Genomic DNA, 16,509 nt, shown 5'->3' with positions numbered 1-16,509 from the left:
AGGCCCGCCTTGGCGCCGGCGGCCCGGATGTCGCGGGCGACGGAGATCGGGTCGTCGGTGGCCTCGGCGTGGAACGTGACGTTGTAGGCGCCGGCCTCGGCGTACGAGGGCGCCCACCGCTTGGGGTCCTCGATCATCAGGTGGCAGTCCATCGGGATGTCGGTGACCCTGAGCAGGCTCTCGACCACCGGCAGACCCAGCGTCAGGTTGGGGACGAAATGGTTGTCCATGACGTCGACGTGCAGCCAGTCGGCGCCCGCGACTGCCGCGGTCTCCTCAGCGAGTCGGGCGAAGTCGGCCGACAGGATCGACGGCGCGATCAGTGGAGCGTGGGCGAGCGGAGCGACGGAAGATGGACCTGCCATGGCGGTCAGACTACTTTGAGCGCGGCCGCGAACATCGCATCGGTGCCATGCCGATGTGGCCATAACTGCACGTGTGGTCCGGGGCCCAGCCGATCAGCCGGGGCGAACAGCGGGCGGGTGTCGATCGCCTCGACAGGCTGACGGCGCAGCGCGTCGGCAATCACCCCGACCGTCTCGGCCAGGTGCGGCGAGCAGGTCGCGTACAGCACCACGCCGCCGGGGCGGGTGAGTTTGATTGCCGCAGCAAGCAATTCGCGCTGCAGGCGGGCCAGGCCGGGCACATCCGACGGCTGCCGGCGCCACCGCGCCTCGGGCCGGCGACGCAGTGCGCCCAGGCCCGTGCAGGGGGCGTCGACCAGGACACGGTCGAAGGAGCCGGGCTCCAGGCCGGAGTCGCGGCCGTCGACCCGGAGCACCTCGACACCCATGCCGGTGGTGTTGCGCTCGACCAGCTCCGCGCGGTGCTCGGTCGGTTCGACGGCGATCACCTCGGCGCCGCACTGCGCGGCGATGGCCGCCAGCATCGCGGTCTTGCCGCCGGGACCCGCACACAGATCCAGCCAGCGGGTGTCGTTGCCCTCCAGCGGCACCTCGGTCAGGGCCCGGGCCACCAGCTGGCTGCCTTCGTCCTGCACCTGTGCCAAACCGTCCCGGATCGGGTCCAGCTGGCCGGGGTCACCGCCGGGCAGGTACACCGCGTACGGCGAGAACCGGCCGACATCGCCGCCGATCGCCGCGGCCAGCTCCTCGGCGCTGATCTCGCCCGGGCGGGCCGCCAGGTGCACGAGGGGACGTTCGTCGTCGCTGGTGAGCATCGCGTCCAGCTCCCCCGCGTCGGCGCCCAGGGCGTCGGCGAAGGACTGGGCCACCCAGCGCGGGTGGGCGTGGGTGAACGCGGTGTGGCCGATGGGGTCGGCAGCGGCCGACGGTGCGAGCTCCGCCACCCAGGCGGCTTCGTCCTTGCTCGCGATGGCGCGCAGCACGCCGTTGACGAAACCCGCACGCACCGAATCGAATTCGACGCCGGCCTGCTCGACGGTGGTGTCCACCGCGGCGTGTGCGTCGACCCGGGTACGGAGCAACTGGTAGGCGCCGAGGCGCAGCAGGTCCAGCAGCACGGCGTCGATCCGGTCGGTGGGCCGGCCGGCCGCGCTCTCGATCACCGCGTCGAGCAGTCCGACACAGCGGCAGGTGCCGTAGGTCAGCTCGGTGGCGAAGGCCGCATCGCGGCCCTCGATACCGCGGTCGCGCAGGATCGCGGGCAGCGCGAGGTTGGCGTACGCGTCGCGCTCGGACACGGCGCGCAGCACGTCGAATGCCGCCTGGCGCGCCGGATCCAGCGGCTTACGGCGCGGACCACGCGGCGCGCGCCGCTCGGCGTCGGCCGGCCGGGCCTGCTGCCTGCCCGGCTGTCTGCCCGGCTGCCGATCCTGACGATCCCGGCCGCCCGAGCGCCCCTGATTGTTCGGACGACCCTGCCGCCCGCGATCGCCGCCGCGTCCGTTCCGTTCGGTCACCGGGCCACCACACCTTCGTCCAGCCGGGCGCCGCGCGCCCAGTCCGCTGCCTTCATCGCCTTCTTCCCCGGCGGCTGGACCGTGCCCAGCCGCACCGGAGTGCTCCCCGTGCCGATCAGCACGCCCGCCTTCTGCACGCGAATTGCGCCGGGCGCCAACGGTTCTTCCTCGACCGGGACCACCGGACCGAGCTTGACCCGCAGGTCGCCGATCTCGGTCCATGCTCCGGGGTTCGGAGAAACCGCGCGGACGCGGCGGTCGACGACATGCGCAGGCAGGTCCCAGCGGACCCGCGCGTCTTCGACGGTGACCTTGGGGGCGACCGTCACGCCGTCGGTGGGCTGCGGCACCGCGGTCAGCGCACCGTCCTCGACACCGTCGAGCGTGGTCTCCAGCAGGCCGGCGCCCGCGTCGGCCAGCCGGGCCAGCAGATCTCCCGCGGTGTCGATGGGCCGCACCGCCTCGGTCATCACGCCATACACCGGCCCGGAGTCCAAGGCACGTTCGATCTGGAAAGTCGTGGCGCCGGTCACCTCGTCACCGGCGGCGATGGCGGCCTGGACCGGCGCGGCGCCACGCCAGGCGGGCAGCACCGAGAAGTGCAGGTTGATCCAGCCCAGCCGGGGCACCGCCAGCAGCTCGTCGCGCAGCAGCGCGCCGTAGGCGACGACGGCGCAGCAGTCCGGCGCCAGCTCGGCGAGTTCGGCGACGAACTCGGGCTCATTGGGCTTGACCGGCCGCAGCACCGGAATGCCTTCGGCCAGAGCAAGTTCCGCGACCGGAGACGGCGCCGGCTTGCCGCGACGACCAGAGGCCGCGTCAGGACGGGTCAGCACCGCGACCACCTCGTGGCGGGGCGACGCGATGAGCCTGCGCAATGAAGGCAGCGCGGGTTCCGGTGTTCCGGCGAAGACGATACGCACGATCCACCAGGCTACTTGTGGTCCACCCGAACACCCTCATCCGATGTGCAGCGGATCGATCTGCACCCGCACCGGCTGCTGATCGTGGCGGGCGCTGAGCACTCCGGTCGCCCGGCGCAGGGCCGCAGCCAGCACCAGCCCACGGTCGCGCGAAACCCGGACCAGCATCCGGTGCACGGGTGTGCCCGGGTCCAGACCGGGCGGTCGGCGAGCGCCGAACGGCAGGTCGACGGGACCCAGCACCTCGGCGTCGGGCGGCAGTGCGGCGGCCTCCAGCAGCGCGTCCGCCGCCTCCGGGATGCCGTCGACGGCGGCGAGATGCACCGCGGGTGGCAGCCCGACCTCGGTACGGCCGTCGAGTTCGGCCTCGGCATGCCCGACCGGGTCCCAGCGCACCAGCGCCTGCACCGTCGGGATCGACGATTCCGCGACCACCGCGACGGTGCCGCCGGCCGCGCGGTCGAGCACCATGGCCGATGCCGACATCCAGCGGCGGAGCGTGTCCTCGGCGGCCCGCAGGTCTTGTCGGCCCAGCAAGGCCCAGCCGTCCAGCAGCAGCGCCGCGCCGTAGCCGCCGTCGGCCCGCGGCTCGGCGCCCGGGGTGGCCACCACGACCGCGGGGCGTCCAGGTACCTCGGCCACCACGGCGTCACCGCCGGAGGTGACGATGGGCACGCCCGGGAAGGTCCGGCCCAGTTCCTCGGCGGTGCGCCGCGCCCCGACCACCACGGCACGTACCGCGTCGGAGCCGCACCGGCCACAGCGCAGCGCGCTGTCCTGACGGCCGCACCAGCGGCACACCGCGCCGACGGTGTCGCGGTCGAGCAGCGAAAGCGGGCCGGTGCAGTGCCGGCAGCGGGCGATGGTCCGGCACTTGCCGCAGGCCAGCGCGGGGACGTAACCGCGGCGCGGCACCTGCACCAGCACCGGCCGCCCGGCGCTCAACGCGGCGCGCGCGGCGCCCAGCGCCATCGACGGCAACCGCGCGGTGCGGGCGGCGGCGTCGCGTTCATGGGTGTGTGCGTCGTCGTCCAGCGCGACGACCCGCGGGGCCCGGGCCCGCACCACACTGCGCCCGGCGACCAGATCGTGCGCCCACTTGCTGCGTACCAGCGCATGCGCCTCGGCAGTGCGCGAGAAGCCACCGATGATTGCGCCACAACGCAATTGGTGTGCACGCAGCATCGCGACCTCGCGGGCGTGCGGATACGGCGCGCGGGGCTCGGACAGGGAGTCGTCGCCGTCGTCCCACACGACGATGAGCCCGAGGTCGGCGACGGGCGCGAACACCGCGCTGCGCGTGCCGATCACGAGCCGGGCCTGGCCGCGCAGCACCGCCAGCCACCGCCGGTAGCGCTGGGACGGGCCGAGGCCCGCGGACAGCGCCACCACCCGGTTGTCGTCGACCAAGGTCAGGGCCGCGGCGTGGACGGCGTCGACGTCACGCTGGTCCGGGACGATCAGCAGCGCACCGCGCCCGGCGTTGACGACGACGGCCGCCGCCTCACACAGCCGCTTGGCCCAGTCCTCCCCCGGCAGGGCCTGCCACACCGCGCGCGCCGCACGGCCCTCGGCGAGCGCCTCGAGGAACTGCTCACCGCGGGCGTACGGCTGCCAGGCACCGGGGTCGACGTGCTGCGGAGCGAACGGCGGGAGTTCCGGCGGCGGACCTTTTTCCACGGTGGCGTGCCGCGGCGGAATGGCCAGCCGCAGCACGTCTGGTCGGCTGCCGGCGTACCGGGCGGCCACGGCTTCGGCGAGGCGCTGCACATCCGGGGTCAGTACCCGCTCGGCCGAGACCACACGGTCCAGCCAGCCGAGCTTGCCCGAATGGTCGGTGTCCGAACGTCTTTCGAGAATGAACGCGTCGACCAGGCGGCCGTTGAACCGGACCTTGGCCCGCACGCCCGGCTGCGCGTCGTCGGACAGGTCGGCAGGCACCAGGTAGTCGAACTCGCGGTCCAGGTGCGGCACCGACAGCATCGGCAGCACCCGAGCCACGGGCTCGTGTTCGGCCTGCGTCCTGGTGACGGTCACGCAGCCGGTGTAGCAGACAGGGGCGACACCGTCGACACCGTCCGGCCTGCGAAGAACCCGGCGGTGATCAGGAGCAACGAGGCGGCGTATGCCCACCAGATCGGGACCGCCAGTGTCTCGTCGCCGAGGACGAACTTGCTGATGCCGATCATGCCGTCACTCACCGCGAAACACAGTGCCCCGAGTGCGGTCCAGCGGGTCGGCAGGTCGGCGAACAGCGCCGCGCACACCATGGCCACCAGGACCGCCATGTAGACGGTGACGGGGATGGTCATCTTTTGCGCGACCAGGCTGGGCCAGAACCAGACGACCAGCCCGATGCAGACGACGACCAGCACCGCGGCGCCGGCGGTGGCTGCCGGAGTGCGCCGGGCCAGCGGCAGCAGCGCGGCCAGGAAACACAGGTGCGCGATCAGGAACGAGCCGAGCCCGAACACGAACGACGGCACCCCGCCCGGCTGCCACCACGGCATGGCCAGCAGGAAGTCACCGCCCGCCGAGAACACCAGCGCGGCCACCAACCAGCGGCGTTCGCGGACGATGGCGTGTCCGGCCGCGGCCACGGCCAGCAGCAGCGCGGGCAGCGCCTTGATCTCGGGCTGCAGAGCGAACTGCCCGGTCAGGTCAGCGCCCGACGGCAGCCGCAGCGCCGTCGCGATGAGGAAGATGCCGTAGCCGGCGGCGACCACTGCGGCCGCCACCCAGAGCCGCCAGCGCGGTGCGTACGGTGAACTCATGTCGGACACTGTGCGTCCCCCACTCGATCCCATTCTGCAAAAGGTACTGGAAGCAGTTCCGTTCCAATTGACCATGGACGGCGGCGTCGAAGCCGCTCGAGCCCGGTTCCGTGAGCTGCCGCGCAAGGCGGTGTTCGAGGAGGTCCGCGCCGAGGACCGCGTCATCGACGGCGTGCCCGTCCGGATCTACTGGCCACCGGACATCGAACCGTCGGCACCGGTGGTGCTGTTCTTCCACGGCGGCGGCTGGGTGGTCGGTGACCTGGACACCTATGACGGCACCGCCCGGCTGCATGCCGCCGGGACCGGCGCGGTGGTGGTGTCGGTGGATTACCGGCTGGCCCCCGAGCACCCGTTCCCCGCGGCGGTGGACGACGTCTGGGCCGTCACCCAGTGGGTGGCCGCCCATGCCGAGGAGATCGGCGGTGACCCGAACCGCCTTGCCGTGGCCGGTGATTCGGCCGGCGGAAATCTCGCCGCCGTGGTCGCACAGCTGGCCCGCGATGCCGGCATCACGCTGCGAGCCCAGCTGCTGTGGTACCCGGCGACCACCTGGGACACCTCGCTGCCGTCGTTCACCGAGAACGCCGACGCGCCGGTCCTGGGCCGCGACGCCGTCGGTGGTTTCTCGTTGCTGTATGCCACGGGTGTCGACCTGCGGAATCCGCCGGCCGCACTGGTGCCCGCGCGCGCCGAGTCACTGGCCGGGCTGGCACCGGCGTACATCGCCGTCGCCGGATACGACCCACTGCGCGACGACGGCATCACGTATGGCCAAATGCTCACCGCGGCGGGGGTTTCCGTCGAGGTGCACAACGCAGAGACCGTGGTGCACGGCTATCTCGGCTACCACGGCGTGGTGCCGGCGACGACCGAGGCGGCTGACCGCGGAATCGCTGCGCTCAAGGCCGCGTTAGCCTGAGGCATGACCTCGGATGTGACGCCGGACACTCGGCCTGATATCGACCCGATCCTCAAAGCCCTCCTGGACGCCGTGCCGCTGGAGTTCACCATCGACGACGGCGTCGAGGTGGCCCGGGCCAAGATCGCTGCGATGCGACCACCCGCGGCGATGTTGCCGGACCTGCGGATCGAGAACCGCGTGCTCGATTGCGGTGACGCAGGCCAGATTCCGGCCCGCATCTACTGGCCGCCCATCGATGGTGAGACGCGTCCGCTGCCGGTGGTGGTCTTCTACCACGGTGGCGGCTGGGCGATCGGCAACCTGGATTCGCACGATCACGTGGCCCGGGCCCACGCCATCGGCGCCCGCGCCATCGTGGTGTCGATCGAGTACCGGCTGGCACCTGAGCATCCGTTCCCGGCCGGTATCGAGGATTCTTGGGCCGCGCTGCAGTGGGTTGCCGCGCATGCCGCCGAACTGGGCGGCGACCCGGCGCGCATCGCGGTGGCCGGTGACTCCGCGGGCGGCAACATCTCCGCGGTGATGGCGCAGCGGGCGCGCGACGCCGGCGGCCCGAACCTGACGTTCCAGCTGCTCTGGTACCCCGCGACCACCGGTGACACCACGCTGCCGTCGTTCACCGAGAACGCCGACGCACCCATGCTCAACAGCAATGTGACCGCGGCCTTCCTGTCCTGGTACCTGCCCGGCGTGGACATCAGTGACGCCTCGACGCTGCCGACCGACCTGGCCCCGGCCAACGCCGAGTCGCTGGCCGGGCTGCCGCCCGCCTACATCGGTACCGCCGAGCACGACCCACTGCGCGATGACGGCGCCGTATACGCCAAACTGCTTGCCGCAGCCGGGGTTCCGGTCGAGTTGAGCAACGAACCGACCATGGTGCACGGCTTCGTCAGCCTCGCGCTGGCCTCGCCGGTGGCCACCGAGGCCACCAACCGGGGCCTGGCGGCACTGAAGGCAGCCCTCCACACCTAGCTGTTCTCTCGCGAGCAGTCCCCCAGAGGGAGGTGCCCCCAGCAAACCTGTCGTTTTTGCGACAAACGCGACAGTTTTGCGTCTGCTCGCGCGAGTATGGAGCCATGACAACGCCTGATGTCCAAACTGTGATCGTCGGCGCCGGCTTCTCCGGGATCGGGGCCGGCATCCTGCTGGACCGGGCCGGGCTCGGTGACTACCAAATCCTCGAAGCCGGCTCCGGGCCGGGCGGCACCTGGTTCTGGAACACCTATCCCGGTGTCGCCGTGGATATTCCGTCGTTCTCCTATCAGTTCTCTTTCGAGCAGAGCGCGGATTGGTCCCGCACCTACGCCAAAGGCCATGAGCTCAAGGCATACGCCGAGCACTGCGTCGACAAGTACGGACTGCGAGACCGGATCCGCTTCGGCACCGAGGTCACCGGCGCCGAGTACGACGACGCCACCGACCTCTGGCGCGTGCACACCAGCAGCGGCACACTCACCGCGCGGTTCCTGATCAACGGCAGCGGCGTGCTGACGGTGCCCAAGCCGCCGGACATCGAGGGCGTGACCGACTTCGCCGGTATCACGCTTCACACCGCGCGCTGGGACTCCCACATCGACCTGAGCGGCAAGCGCGTCGCGATCATCGGCACCGGCGCCTCGGCGGTCCAGGTGATCCCCGAGATCGCACCGATCGTGGAGCAGCTCACGGTGTTTCAGCGGACGCCGATCTGGTGCTTCCCCAAGCTGGACCTACCGCTGCCGGCCGCGGCCCGGTGGGCGATGCGCATCCCGGGCGGCAAGACGCTGCAGCGGCTGGCCAGCCAGGCCTACGTCGAGCTGACCTTCCCGCTGTCGGCGCAGTACTACAGCGTCTTCCCGTTGGCCGACGGCGCGGCCCGCATGGGACGGTCGTTCCTACGTCGCGAAGTCCACGACCCGGTGGTGCGCGACAAGCTCACCCCGCGCTACGCGGTGGGCTGCAAACGGCCGGGCTTCCACAACAGCTACCTCGCGACCTACAACCGCGAAAATGTCAGTCTGATAACCGAATCCATCGAGCGCATCACCCCGAGCGGCGTGCGCACCACCGACGGGCAGGACCACGAGGTGGACGTCCTGATCCTCGCCACCGGGTTCAAGGTGATGGACGTCGACAGCGTCCCGACGTTCCCCGTCACCGGCGCCGACGGGCACACCCTCGGCGAGTTCTGGGAGACGCAGCGGCTGCAGGCCTACGAGGGCGTCAGCATCCCCGGCTTCCCCAACTTCTTCACCGTCATGGGGCCGTACGGGTATGTGGGCTCGTCCTATTTCGCGCTGATCGAAGCTCAAGTCCACCACATCGTGCGGTGCCTGCAACGCGCCGAAAAGGTTGGCGCCCACCGGGTCGAGGTATCCCAGGAAGCCAATGACCGATACTTCGCCGAGATGTTGAGCAAACGTCACCGGCAGGTGTTCTGGCAGGACAGCTGCCAGTCGGCCAACAGCTACTACTTCGACAAGAACGGCGACGTGCCACTGCGGCCGGCCACCACAGTGGAGGCCTACATCCGCAGCCGCCGGTTCGACCTCGACGACTACGAGTTCAGCGCGTGAGCGCTAGGCCCGCACTCGTATGAAAGTTCTTTGAACCCGATAACTTTTGCCGCACGAAACGCATCGGCCCGGCTATGGGCGCCGAAACGTCGGTACAGTCGCGAACGTGACTTCCCGGCCGATGCGATGGCGGGCAGCGGCCGTGCTGCTCGTCACCCTGCTCGGTCTCGGCATCGGTATTCAGTTGAGCGCCAAGCCTGTTGCCACGCCGCATGATCACGCCGCCCCCACGCTCGTCGCCCCGGGACACACGCTGCCCTCGGTGGCCGCGCAGCACCCACACGCGCGGGACGGCTCGGCCCCGTCGGCCCCGGAGCTGGTGACCACCGCCGGACTCCCCCGCTCCGCCTCCAACCTCCTGGCGCTGGGCCTGGTGGTGACCCTCGGCGTCCTCATGGTGTGCTGGCGCGCGTTGGCGCCCCAGACCGGCCGGGGTCCGCCGCGCCGCGCGCTTCAGATTCACACCGGCCGGGCGGTCCTGACCCGGCTCTGCATCTCCCGACGCTGATCGGTCAGCGCAGATCGGCCACGCTTAGTGGCCGGTCGGTGTTCGCTGCCCGATTCCGCTGCCGCGCCGCGGCCTCAAGCGAAAAGTGATGCACTCATGAACAATTCGACCAATCTCACCCTGCCCAGAAAATCCACTCGGCCGGCGTCCGGGCCGTGCCGGCTGGCTCGCTACGACCGCCCCGGCACCATGGTCGGCGGCACCCCGGTACTTCGGATCGCCGCACCGTTCACCACCGACGACCGGGGCTTCTGGGCCAAGCTCGAAGGCGTCAACCCCGGTGGCATGAAGGACCGGCCCGCGATGTACATGGTCGAACGCGGCCGCGCCCGCGGTGACCTGCTGCCCGGCGCGCGGATCGTCGAATCCACCAGCGGCACACTCGGACTCGGCCTGGCCCTGGCCGGCACCGTGTACGGGCACCCGGTCACCCTGGTGACCGATCCGGGCATGGAACCGATGATGCTGCGGATGCTGGCCGCGTACGGCGCCGACATCGACCTCGTCACCGAACCACACCCGACCGGCGGCTGGCAGCAGGCCCGCCGCGACCGGGTGGCCCAGATCCTGGCCGGCGATCCCACCGCCTGGTACCCCGACCAGTACAACAACCCCGACAACGTCGACGCCTACCGCGATCTTGCCCTGGAACTGCAGTCGCAGCTCGGCACCGTCGACGTCCTGGTGTGCTCGGTCGGCACCGGCGGCCATTCGGCCGGGGTGGCAAAAGTGTTGCGCGAGTTCAATCCTGATCTCAAGCTGATCGGCGTCGACACCATCGGGTCGACGATCTTCGGCCAGCCCGCACAGAGTCGCCTCATGCGCGGCCTGGGGTCGAGCATCTACCCGGACAACGTCGACTACGACGCGTTCTCCGAGGTGCACTGGGTGGCGCCCGCCGAAGCGGTGTGGGCCTGCCGCGCGCTGGCCGGGACCAGCTATGCCAGTAGCGGCTGGAGCGGTGGCGCGGTGGCGCTGGTCGCCGGCTGGGCGGCGCGCCATCACGATCCGGACACCACGATCGCCGCGATCTTTCCCGATGGGCCGCAACGGTATTTCGACACCGTCTACAACGACGACTACTGCCGCGAGCACAACCTACTGGGGATCGAACCGCCGTCCGAACCGGCAGTGATCACCGATCCCGCTGAGCGCGTGGTGGATTCGTGGACGCGCTGCGCGACGGTACGCAGGCCCGATGCGGCATCGCTGTGACGGAGGTGCGGTGATGGAGGTCCTCGCCCAATTCCGCAGCTTCGGCTGGCCCAGCCGGGTGCTGATGCTCAACCAGTTCGGCATCAACCTCGGGTTCTACATGCTGATGCCGTACCTGGCCGGGTATCTGGCCGGCCCGCTCGGCTTGGCCGGCTGGGCCATCGGGCTGGTACTCGGGGTGCGGAACTTCTCGCAACAGGGCATGTTCATCGTCGGTGGGACGCTGGCCGACCGGCTCGGCTACAAGCCGCTGATCGTGGCGGGCTGCCTGTTGCGCACGGGCGCCTTCGGGCTGCTGGCGGTCGCGCAATCCCTGCCGACGCTGCTCATCGCCTCGGCGGCAACGGGTTTCGCGGGGGCGTTGTTCAACCCCGCGGTGCGGGCCTACCTGGCCGCGGACTCCAGCGAGCGCCGGGTGGCGGCATTCACGGTGTTCAACGTCTTCTATCAGGGTGGCATCCTGGCCGGCCCGCTGGTGGGGCTGGCCCTGATGGCGCTGGACTTCCGGGTCACCGCGGGCATGGCGGCGGTGGTGTTCGCGGTGCTGACCATCGCGCAGCTATTCGCGCTGCCGAAGGATCACGCCGATCATGCTGCCACCGAACGCGTCTCGGTCCTGCACGACTGGCGCACCGTGCTGGCCAACCGGCCGTTCCTGTTGTTCGCAGCGTCGATGGTGGGCACCTATGTGGTGACGTTCCAGGTGTACCTGGCGCTGCCGCTGCACGCCGGGGTGCTCGCGCCGCACCACGAATCAGCCATCGTGGCAGCCGTTTTCGCGGTGTCGGGGCTGGTCGCCATCGGTGGCCAAATCCGCATCACGTCCTGGTTCACCGCGCGGTACGGCCGCGCCCAGTCGCTGACGATCGGGGTGCTGGTTCTGGCGGCGGCGTTCGTCCCGTTGATCGTCGTGCCCGATGACCGGTGGGGCCGACCGGTCGCGGTGGCCGCGCTGCTGACGACGGCCGCGCTGCTGGCCGTCGGATCGGCCGCGGTGTACCCGTTCGAGATGGACACCGTGGTCTCGCTCGCCGGCGACCGGCTCGTCGCGACCTACTACGGCTTCTACAACACCATCGTCGGCATCGGCATCCTGGTGGGGAACCTCGCCACCGGAGCGCTGATGGAGACCGCACGCGATGCCGGCCGACCCGAACTCATCTGGGTCGCGCTCACGACCATCAGCCTGCTGGTCGCGCTGGCCCTGTACCGGCTGCACCGGACGAACCGGCTGGAGCCTCAGCCCGTCAGCTGACCAGACACGAAACCCCCTGAATCGATCGATTCAGGGGGTCCGTGTCTGCTCGCGCAGAAAGACTTAGACGGAGGCCTTCAGGTCGTCGACCTTGTCGAGCTGCTCCCACGGCAGTTCGATGTCGGTACGGCCGAAGTGGCCGTACGCGGCAGTCGGCGCGTAGATCGGGCGCAGCAGGTCCAGGTCGCGGATGATGGCGCCGGGACGCAGGTCGAAGACCGAGGTGATGGCCTTCTCGATGCGGGCCGGGTCGAAGTGCTCGGTGCCGAAGGTCTCGACGAACAGGCCCACCGGGGCGGCCTTGCCGATGGCGTAGGCCACCTGGACCTCGACGCGGTCGGCCAGGCCGGCAGCGACGACGTTCTTGGCCACCCAGCGCATCGCGTACGCGGCGCTGCGGTCCACCTTTGACGGGTCCTTGCCGGAGAAGGCGCCGCCGCCGTGGCGGGCCCAGCCGCCGTAGGTGTCGACGATGATCTTGCGGCCGGTCAGGCCGGCGTCACCCATCGGGCCACCGACCACGAAGTTGCCGGTCGGGTTGACGAGCAGCCGGAAGTCGGAGGTGTCCATGGTCTCGTGCGCCAGGTCGGCCAGCACGGTCTCGACGACGTGGCGGCGGATGTCCGGGGCCAGGGTGCCGTCCAGGTCGACGCCCTCGGCGTGCTGGGTCGACAGCACCACGGTGTCGAGGCGGACCGGGACGTTGTCGCGGTACTCGATGGTGACCTGGGTCTTGCCGTCCGGACGCAGGTAGTCGACGGTGTTGCTCTTGCGGACCTCGGACAGGCGCCGCGACAGCCGGTGCGCCAGCGCGATCGGCAGCGGCATCAGCTCGGGGGTGTCGTTGATGGCGTAGCCGAACATCAGGCCCTGGTCGCCGGCGCCCTGGGCGTCCAGCGGGTCGCCGGCGCCCTCGACGCGCGCCTCGTGGGCGGTGTCGACGCCCGCGGCGATGTCCGGGGACTGCGCACCGATGCCGATGTTCACACCGCAGGTGGCGTAGTCGAAGCCCTTGTCGGAGTGGTCGTAGCCGATCTGGCGGATCCGGTCACGGACGATCAGCGGGATGTCGGCAAATGCTTCCTTGGCGTTGGTGGTCACCTCACCGACGACGTGCACCTGACCCGTGGTCACCAGGGTCTCTACCGCAACCCGCGACTTGGGATCCTGCGCGAGCAGCGCGTCCAGCACGGAATCGCTGATGGCGTCGCAGATCTTGTCCGGATGTCCTTCGGTCACTGACTCGCTGGTAAACAGCCGACCTTCACTCACGTCGCAATTCCCTTCCAAAACTTTAGTCCGGCGCATAATATCCGCGCCCGCCTAACAACTGTCGTGTACCCCCGCGCAGCAAACCCGGCTGCGGCACGGTTCAGGCGATGGTCATTCGTCGTTGCCGCGCAGGAACGCCCCGATCGCGTCGGCGATGCGGCTGCCCATCAACGTCTTGGACCCGTGCTCCAGCGCTGACTCGGTCCCGTCCGCCGCCAGCAGCCAACCGTCGTTGACGTCGACCTCGAAGGCCCTGCCGTCCCCCACCGCGTTGACAACCAGCAGGTCACAGCCCTTGCGCTGCAGCTTGGCCCGGGCGTGGAACAGCACGTCGCCGTTGGCGTCGCCGGTCTCGGCGGCGAATCCAACGATGGCGCGCAGGTTCGGCAGCTGACCGTCGGTGCGGGCCCGCACCGCGCCGGCGAGGATGTCGTCGGTTCGGGTCAGTTCGATGACGGGCGCGGCCTCCGCTTCACCGGGGCCGTGCTTCTTTTTGATCTTGCTGGTCGCTACCTCGGTAGGACGGAAATCGGCGACGGCGGCGGCCATCACCAGCACCTGCGCGTCGGGCACGTATTTGAACACCGAGTCCCGCAGCTGCGCGGCCGAGCTGATGTGCACCACGTCCACGCCGGCCGGATCGGCCAGGCCTGCGGTGTTTCCGGCGATCAGCGTGACCTCGGCGCCGCGCTGGGCCATCACGCGGGCCACGGCGTAGCCCTGCTTGCCCGAGCTGCGGTTGCCGATGAACCGGACCGGGTCGATGGCCTCTCGGGTGCCACCAGCGGTGACGACGACCTTGACCCCGGCCAGATCATGGGGCAACGCGTCACCGCGCTCCAGGAGCAGCTGCGCGAAGGTGGTGATCTCTTCGGCCTCCGGCAGGCGTCCGGGGCCGCTGTCGGCGCCGGTGAGGCGCCCGGAAGCGGGGTCCAGCACCACAACGCCACGACGCCGCAATGTCGCGACGTTCTCGACGGTGGCGGGGTGCAACCACATCTCGGTGTGCATCGCCGGGGCGAACAGCACCGGACAGCGCGCGGTGAGCAGGGTGGCGGTCAGCAGATCATCGCCGCGGCCCGCCACCGCACGTGCCATCAGGTCGGCGGTGGCCGGCGCGACCACGACCAGGTCGGCCTGTTGACCGAACCGGACGTGCGGTACCTCGGAGACGTCCTCGAACACTCCCGTGTGCACGGGATTGCCGGACAGTGCTTCAAAGGTGGCGGCGCCGACGAACTTCAGCGCCGACTCGGTCGGCACCACGCGGACCGAATGGCCGGCCTCGCTCAGCTGACGAACCAGGGTGCACGCCTTGTAGGCGGCGATACCTCCGGCGACTCCGACGACGATGCGCTTGCGGTCGGCCATGTTCGGCGCCTACGCGGCCTTACTCGCCCTCGGTGTGCTCGAGCAGGTCGCCGTGGATCTCGCGCATGGCGATCGACAGCGGCTTCTCCTGCAGACCCGGCTCGACCAGGGGGCCGACGTACTCGAGGATGCCGTCACCGAGCTGGTTGTAGTAGTCGTTGATCTGGCGCGCACGCTTCGCGGCGTAGATCACCAGCGCGTACTTGCTCGACACACGATCCAGCAGCTCGTCGATGGGCGGGTTGGTGATACCCAGCGGCGTGTCGTAGGCGATGGCGGCGTCGGAGTCGATGCTCTCGACAGTGGTGCTCACGAAGTGTTCTCCCGGCGTTCGGTGTGAAGATTGGAGTCGCTATCAGCGATATCTGGGCGTTAAGCGCAGACCGCTCAGCGGCCCACCAGCAAGGATACCAATTCTGCACAGGCGGATTCCAACTGACTGTTGACAACAGTCACATCGAAACTGTCCTGAGCGGCCAGTTCGGCCCGCGCGGTAGCCAGGCGACGGGCCTGGACCTCGGCACTCTCGGTGCCGCGGCCGATGAGCCGGCTCTCCAGCGCTTCCCAACTAGGCGGCGCGAGGAAGACCGTCAGCACCTCCGGCATGGCTTGTTTGACGGCCCGAGCGCCGGCCAGATCGACCTCGATGAGGACGGGTTGACCAGCGGCGATGGCTTCCCGGACCGGCCGGGCGGGGGTACCGGAGCGCTGTAGTCCCCCATGAATTTCGGCCCATTCGAGCAGCTCACCGTCATCGATGAGGCGCTGGAACTCTTCGGCCGAGACAAACGTGTAGTCGACACCGTCGACCTCGCCCGGACGCGGTGCACGCGTCGTGGCGGAGACACTGAAATGCAGGTCGGGCACCTGCTCACGCAGGCAGCGCACGACCGTCGATTTACCCACGGCAGAGGGGCCGGCCAGCACAACAACACGGTTCATCGCCGTCCGGCCCCTACTGCTCGTCAGTCTTGCGTCAGATCAGGAAAAGTCGAACTTTTCCAGCAGGGCCTTGCGCTGACGGTCGCCCAGTCCGCGCAGACGGCGGGTCGGAGCGATCTCCAGCTCGGTCATGATCTCCTGCGCCTTGACCTTGCCAACCTTGGGCAAGGCTTCCAGCAGAGCGGAAACCTTCATCTTGCCGAGAACCTCGTCGGTCTCGGCGTCCGTCAGGACCTGCTTGAGGTTGGTGCCGCCGCGCTTGAGCCGGTCTTTCAACTCGGCACGTGCTCGACGTGCGGCAGCAGCCTTCTCCAACGCTGCCGCGCGCTGTTCGTCGGTCAACTGGGGAAGGGCCACGGGGTTCCTCCGTATCTCCGTCAAATAATTTCTGTCACGGCTGGGGTGAACCAGCCAGCGACGACGACCGTACCCACGCTTACCGACAAGCGCTAACCCCACCCCCCGGGTAACGAAGCTAAAAGCCCAGCGTGTAGTGCGAACGGCGGCTCCAGATGGCCGCGAAGTGCAAGCTCGACAGGGGCTGCGCTCAAGCGCTTCAGTCGCAGATCTGCCTGCGTATCAAGGGTTTTGAGCACTCAGTGGGACGACGGCTGCTCGACCGGGACCGGGTCCGGCCGATTTTCGGGCCGTCATCAGGGTCGATTCAGGAAAATTTTCGCAGGTCACGGCGTGTCGGGCGTGTCGGTGCCGAGTCCGATGGGTTGATGCGCCGCGGGTGACGCGCTGGTGGCCCAATTCAGCTATTTGGGTGGTTGAACCGCCCAAATAGCCCGTTTCAGCCCGCTCGACGGTCGGTTCGACACCCCGGGAGTTGGGCAACACCGCGCCGCCGTGCGCTGCCACGCAGACTCCGCAAACTCGGA

The 16,509-nt window shown here is 69.6% G+C and carries 16 protein-coding genes; 6 read left to right on the top strand and 10 right to left on the bottom strand.

Annotated elements, in window-relative coordinates; all coding sequences use genetic code 11:
- The 5 genes from TL10_RS26805 to TL10_RS26785 all read right to left on the bottom strand — a co-directional run.
- Nucleotides 1-365 (bottom strand): beta/alpha barrel domain-containing protein (locus tag TL10_RS26805; RefSeq protein WP_043988043.1); only part of this gene is annotated, 365 nt, incomplete at its 3' end.
- 5 nt (nucleotides 366-370) lie between these two features.
- Entirely contained in the window at nucleotides 371-1,882 is a 1,512-nt protein-coding gene (locus tag TL10_RS26800; RefSeq protein WP_377042077.1) for an RsmB/NOP family class I SAM-dependent RNA methyltransferase, read from the bottom strand.
- Nucleotides 1,879-2,805, bottom strand: coding sequence for a methionyl-tRNA formyltransferase (gene fmt, locus TL10_RS26795; protein ID WP_043988042.1), 927 nt, complete (start codon nucleotides 2,803-2,805; stop codon nucleotides 1,879-1,881). The genes TL10_RS26800 and fmt overlap by 4 nt, the downstream gene beginning before the upstream one ends.
- A gap of 36 nt (nucleotides 2,806-2,841) precedes the next feature.
- Nucleotides 2,842-4,788, bottom strand: coding sequence for a primosomal protein N' (locus TL10_RS26790; RefSeq protein WP_390892770.1), 1,947 nt, complete (start codon nucleotides 4,786-4,788; stop codon nucleotides 2,842-2,844).
- Between the two features lie 50 nt (nucleotides 4,789-4,838).
- Complete coding sequence (locus tag TL10_RS26785; RefSeq protein ID WP_192830315.1) at nucleotides 4,839-5,579, bottom strand: lysoplasmalogenase; 741 nt, start codon at nucleotides 5,577-5,579, stop codon at nucleotides 4,839-4,841.
- Here TL10_RS26785 and TL10_RS26780 point away from each other — a divergent pair.
- The 6 genes from TL10_RS26780 to TL10_RS26755 all read left to right on the top strand — a co-directional run bounded on the left by TL10_RS26780 (nucleotide 5,578) and on the right by TL10_RS26755 (nucleotide 12,040).
- Nucleotides 5,578-6,501, top strand: a complete 924-nt coding sequence (locus tag TL10_RS26780) for an alpha/beta hydrolase (protein WP_043988041.1) — start codon at nucleotides 5,578-5,580, stop codon at nucleotides 6,499-6,501. The genes TL10_RS26785 and TL10_RS26780 overlap by 2 nt on opposite strands.
- Nucleotides 6,502-6,504: 3 nt before the next feature.
- Nucleotides 6,505-7,479 (top strand): alpha/beta hydrolase, encoded by a 975-nt coding sequence (locus TL10_RS26775; protein ID WP_043988040.1) that lies wholly within the window; start codon nucleotides 6,505-6,507, stop codon nucleotides 7,477-7,479.
- A gap of 104 nt (nucleotides 7,480-7,583) precedes the next feature.
- The gene (locus TL10_RS26770) at nucleotides 7,584-9,062 is read left to right on the top strand and encodes a flavin-containing monooxygenase (protein WP_043988039.1); all 1,479 of its coding nucleotides are present in this window, start codon (nucleotides 7,584-7,586) and stop codon (nucleotides 9,060-9,062) included.
- A 106-nt stretch (nucleotides 9,063-9,168) separates the two neighbouring features.
- A complete protein-coding gene (gene lpqS, locus TL10_RS29845) occupies nucleotides 9,169-9,570 on the top strand; it encodes a putative copper homeostasis (lipo)protein LpqS (RefSeq protein ID WP_131630821.1) in 402 nt (133 codons plus the stop codon).
- A gap of 96 nt (nucleotides 9,571-9,666) precedes the next feature.
- Nucleotides 9,667-10,785: a PLP-dependent cysteine synthase family protein gene (locus TL10_RS26760; RefSeq protein WP_043392659.1), complete on the top strand. Its 1,119-nt coding sequence runs from the start codon at nucleotides 9,667-9,669 to the stop codon at nucleotides 10,783-10,785.
- A 13-nt stretch (nucleotides 10,786-10,798) separates the two neighbouring features.
- The gene (locus tag TL10_RS26755) at nucleotides 10,799-12,040 is read left to right on the top strand and encodes an MFS transporter (RefSeq protein ID WP_043988038.1); all 1,242 of its coding nucleotides are present in this window, start codon (nucleotides 10,799-10,801) and stop codon (nucleotides 12,038-12,040) included.
- 63 nt (nucleotides 12,041-12,103) lie between these two features.
- Here the strand turns inward: TL10_RS26755 and metK are convergent, their stop codons facing one another.
- From metK to mihF, 5 genes are all read right to left on the bottom strand, one after another.
- Nucleotides 12,104-13,312, bottom strand: a complete 1,209-nt coding sequence (metK, locus tag TL10_RS26750) for a methionine adenosyltransferase (protein WP_043392665.1) — start codon at nucleotides 13,310-13,312, stop codon at nucleotides 12,104-12,106.
- A gap of 111 nt (nucleotides 13,313-13,423) precedes the next feature.
- On the bottom strand, nucleotides 13,424-14,683 hold the full coding sequence (gene coaBC / locus TL10_RS26745) for a bifunctional phosphopantothenoylcysteine decarboxylase/phosphopantothenate--cysteine ligase CoaBC (RefSeq protein WP_043988037.1): 1,260 nt from the start codon (nucleotides 14,681-14,683) through the stop codon (nucleotides 13,424-13,426).
- 19 nt (nucleotides 14,684-14,702) lie between these two features.
- Nucleotides 14,703-14,996 carry a DNA-directed RNA polymerase subunit omega gene (rpoZ, locus tag TL10_RS26740; RefSeq protein WP_020101623.1) on the bottom strand — a complete coding sequence of 98 codons (294 nt, stop codon included), beginning with the start codon at nucleotides 14,994-14,996 and terminating at the stop codon, nucleotides 14,703-14,705.
- A gap of 74 nt (nucleotides 14,997-15,070) precedes the next feature.
- A complete protein-coding gene (gmk, locus tag TL10_RS26735) occupies nucleotides 15,071-15,625 on the bottom strand; it encodes a guanylate kinase (protein WP_110789228.1) in 555 nt (184 codons plus the stop codon).
- A gap of 39 nt (nucleotides 15,626-15,664) precedes the next feature.
- Entirely contained in the window at nucleotides 15,665-15,982 is a 318-nt protein-coding gene (gene mihF / locus TL10_RS26730; protein ID WP_011894593.1) for an integration host factor, actinobacterial type, read from the bottom strand.
- Nucleotides 15,983-16,509: the final 527 nt, after the last annotated feature.

This window comes from Mycolicibacterium llatzerense, from assembly GCF_000878195.1.
Classification (GTDB): domain Bacteria; phylum Actinomycetota; class Actinomycetes; order Mycobacteriales; family Mycobacteriaceae; genus Mycobacterium; species Mycobacterium llatzerense.
The sequence above is the reverse complement of the archived record's forward strand: the minus strand, read 5'-3'. Positions and strand labels throughout refer to the sequence as shown.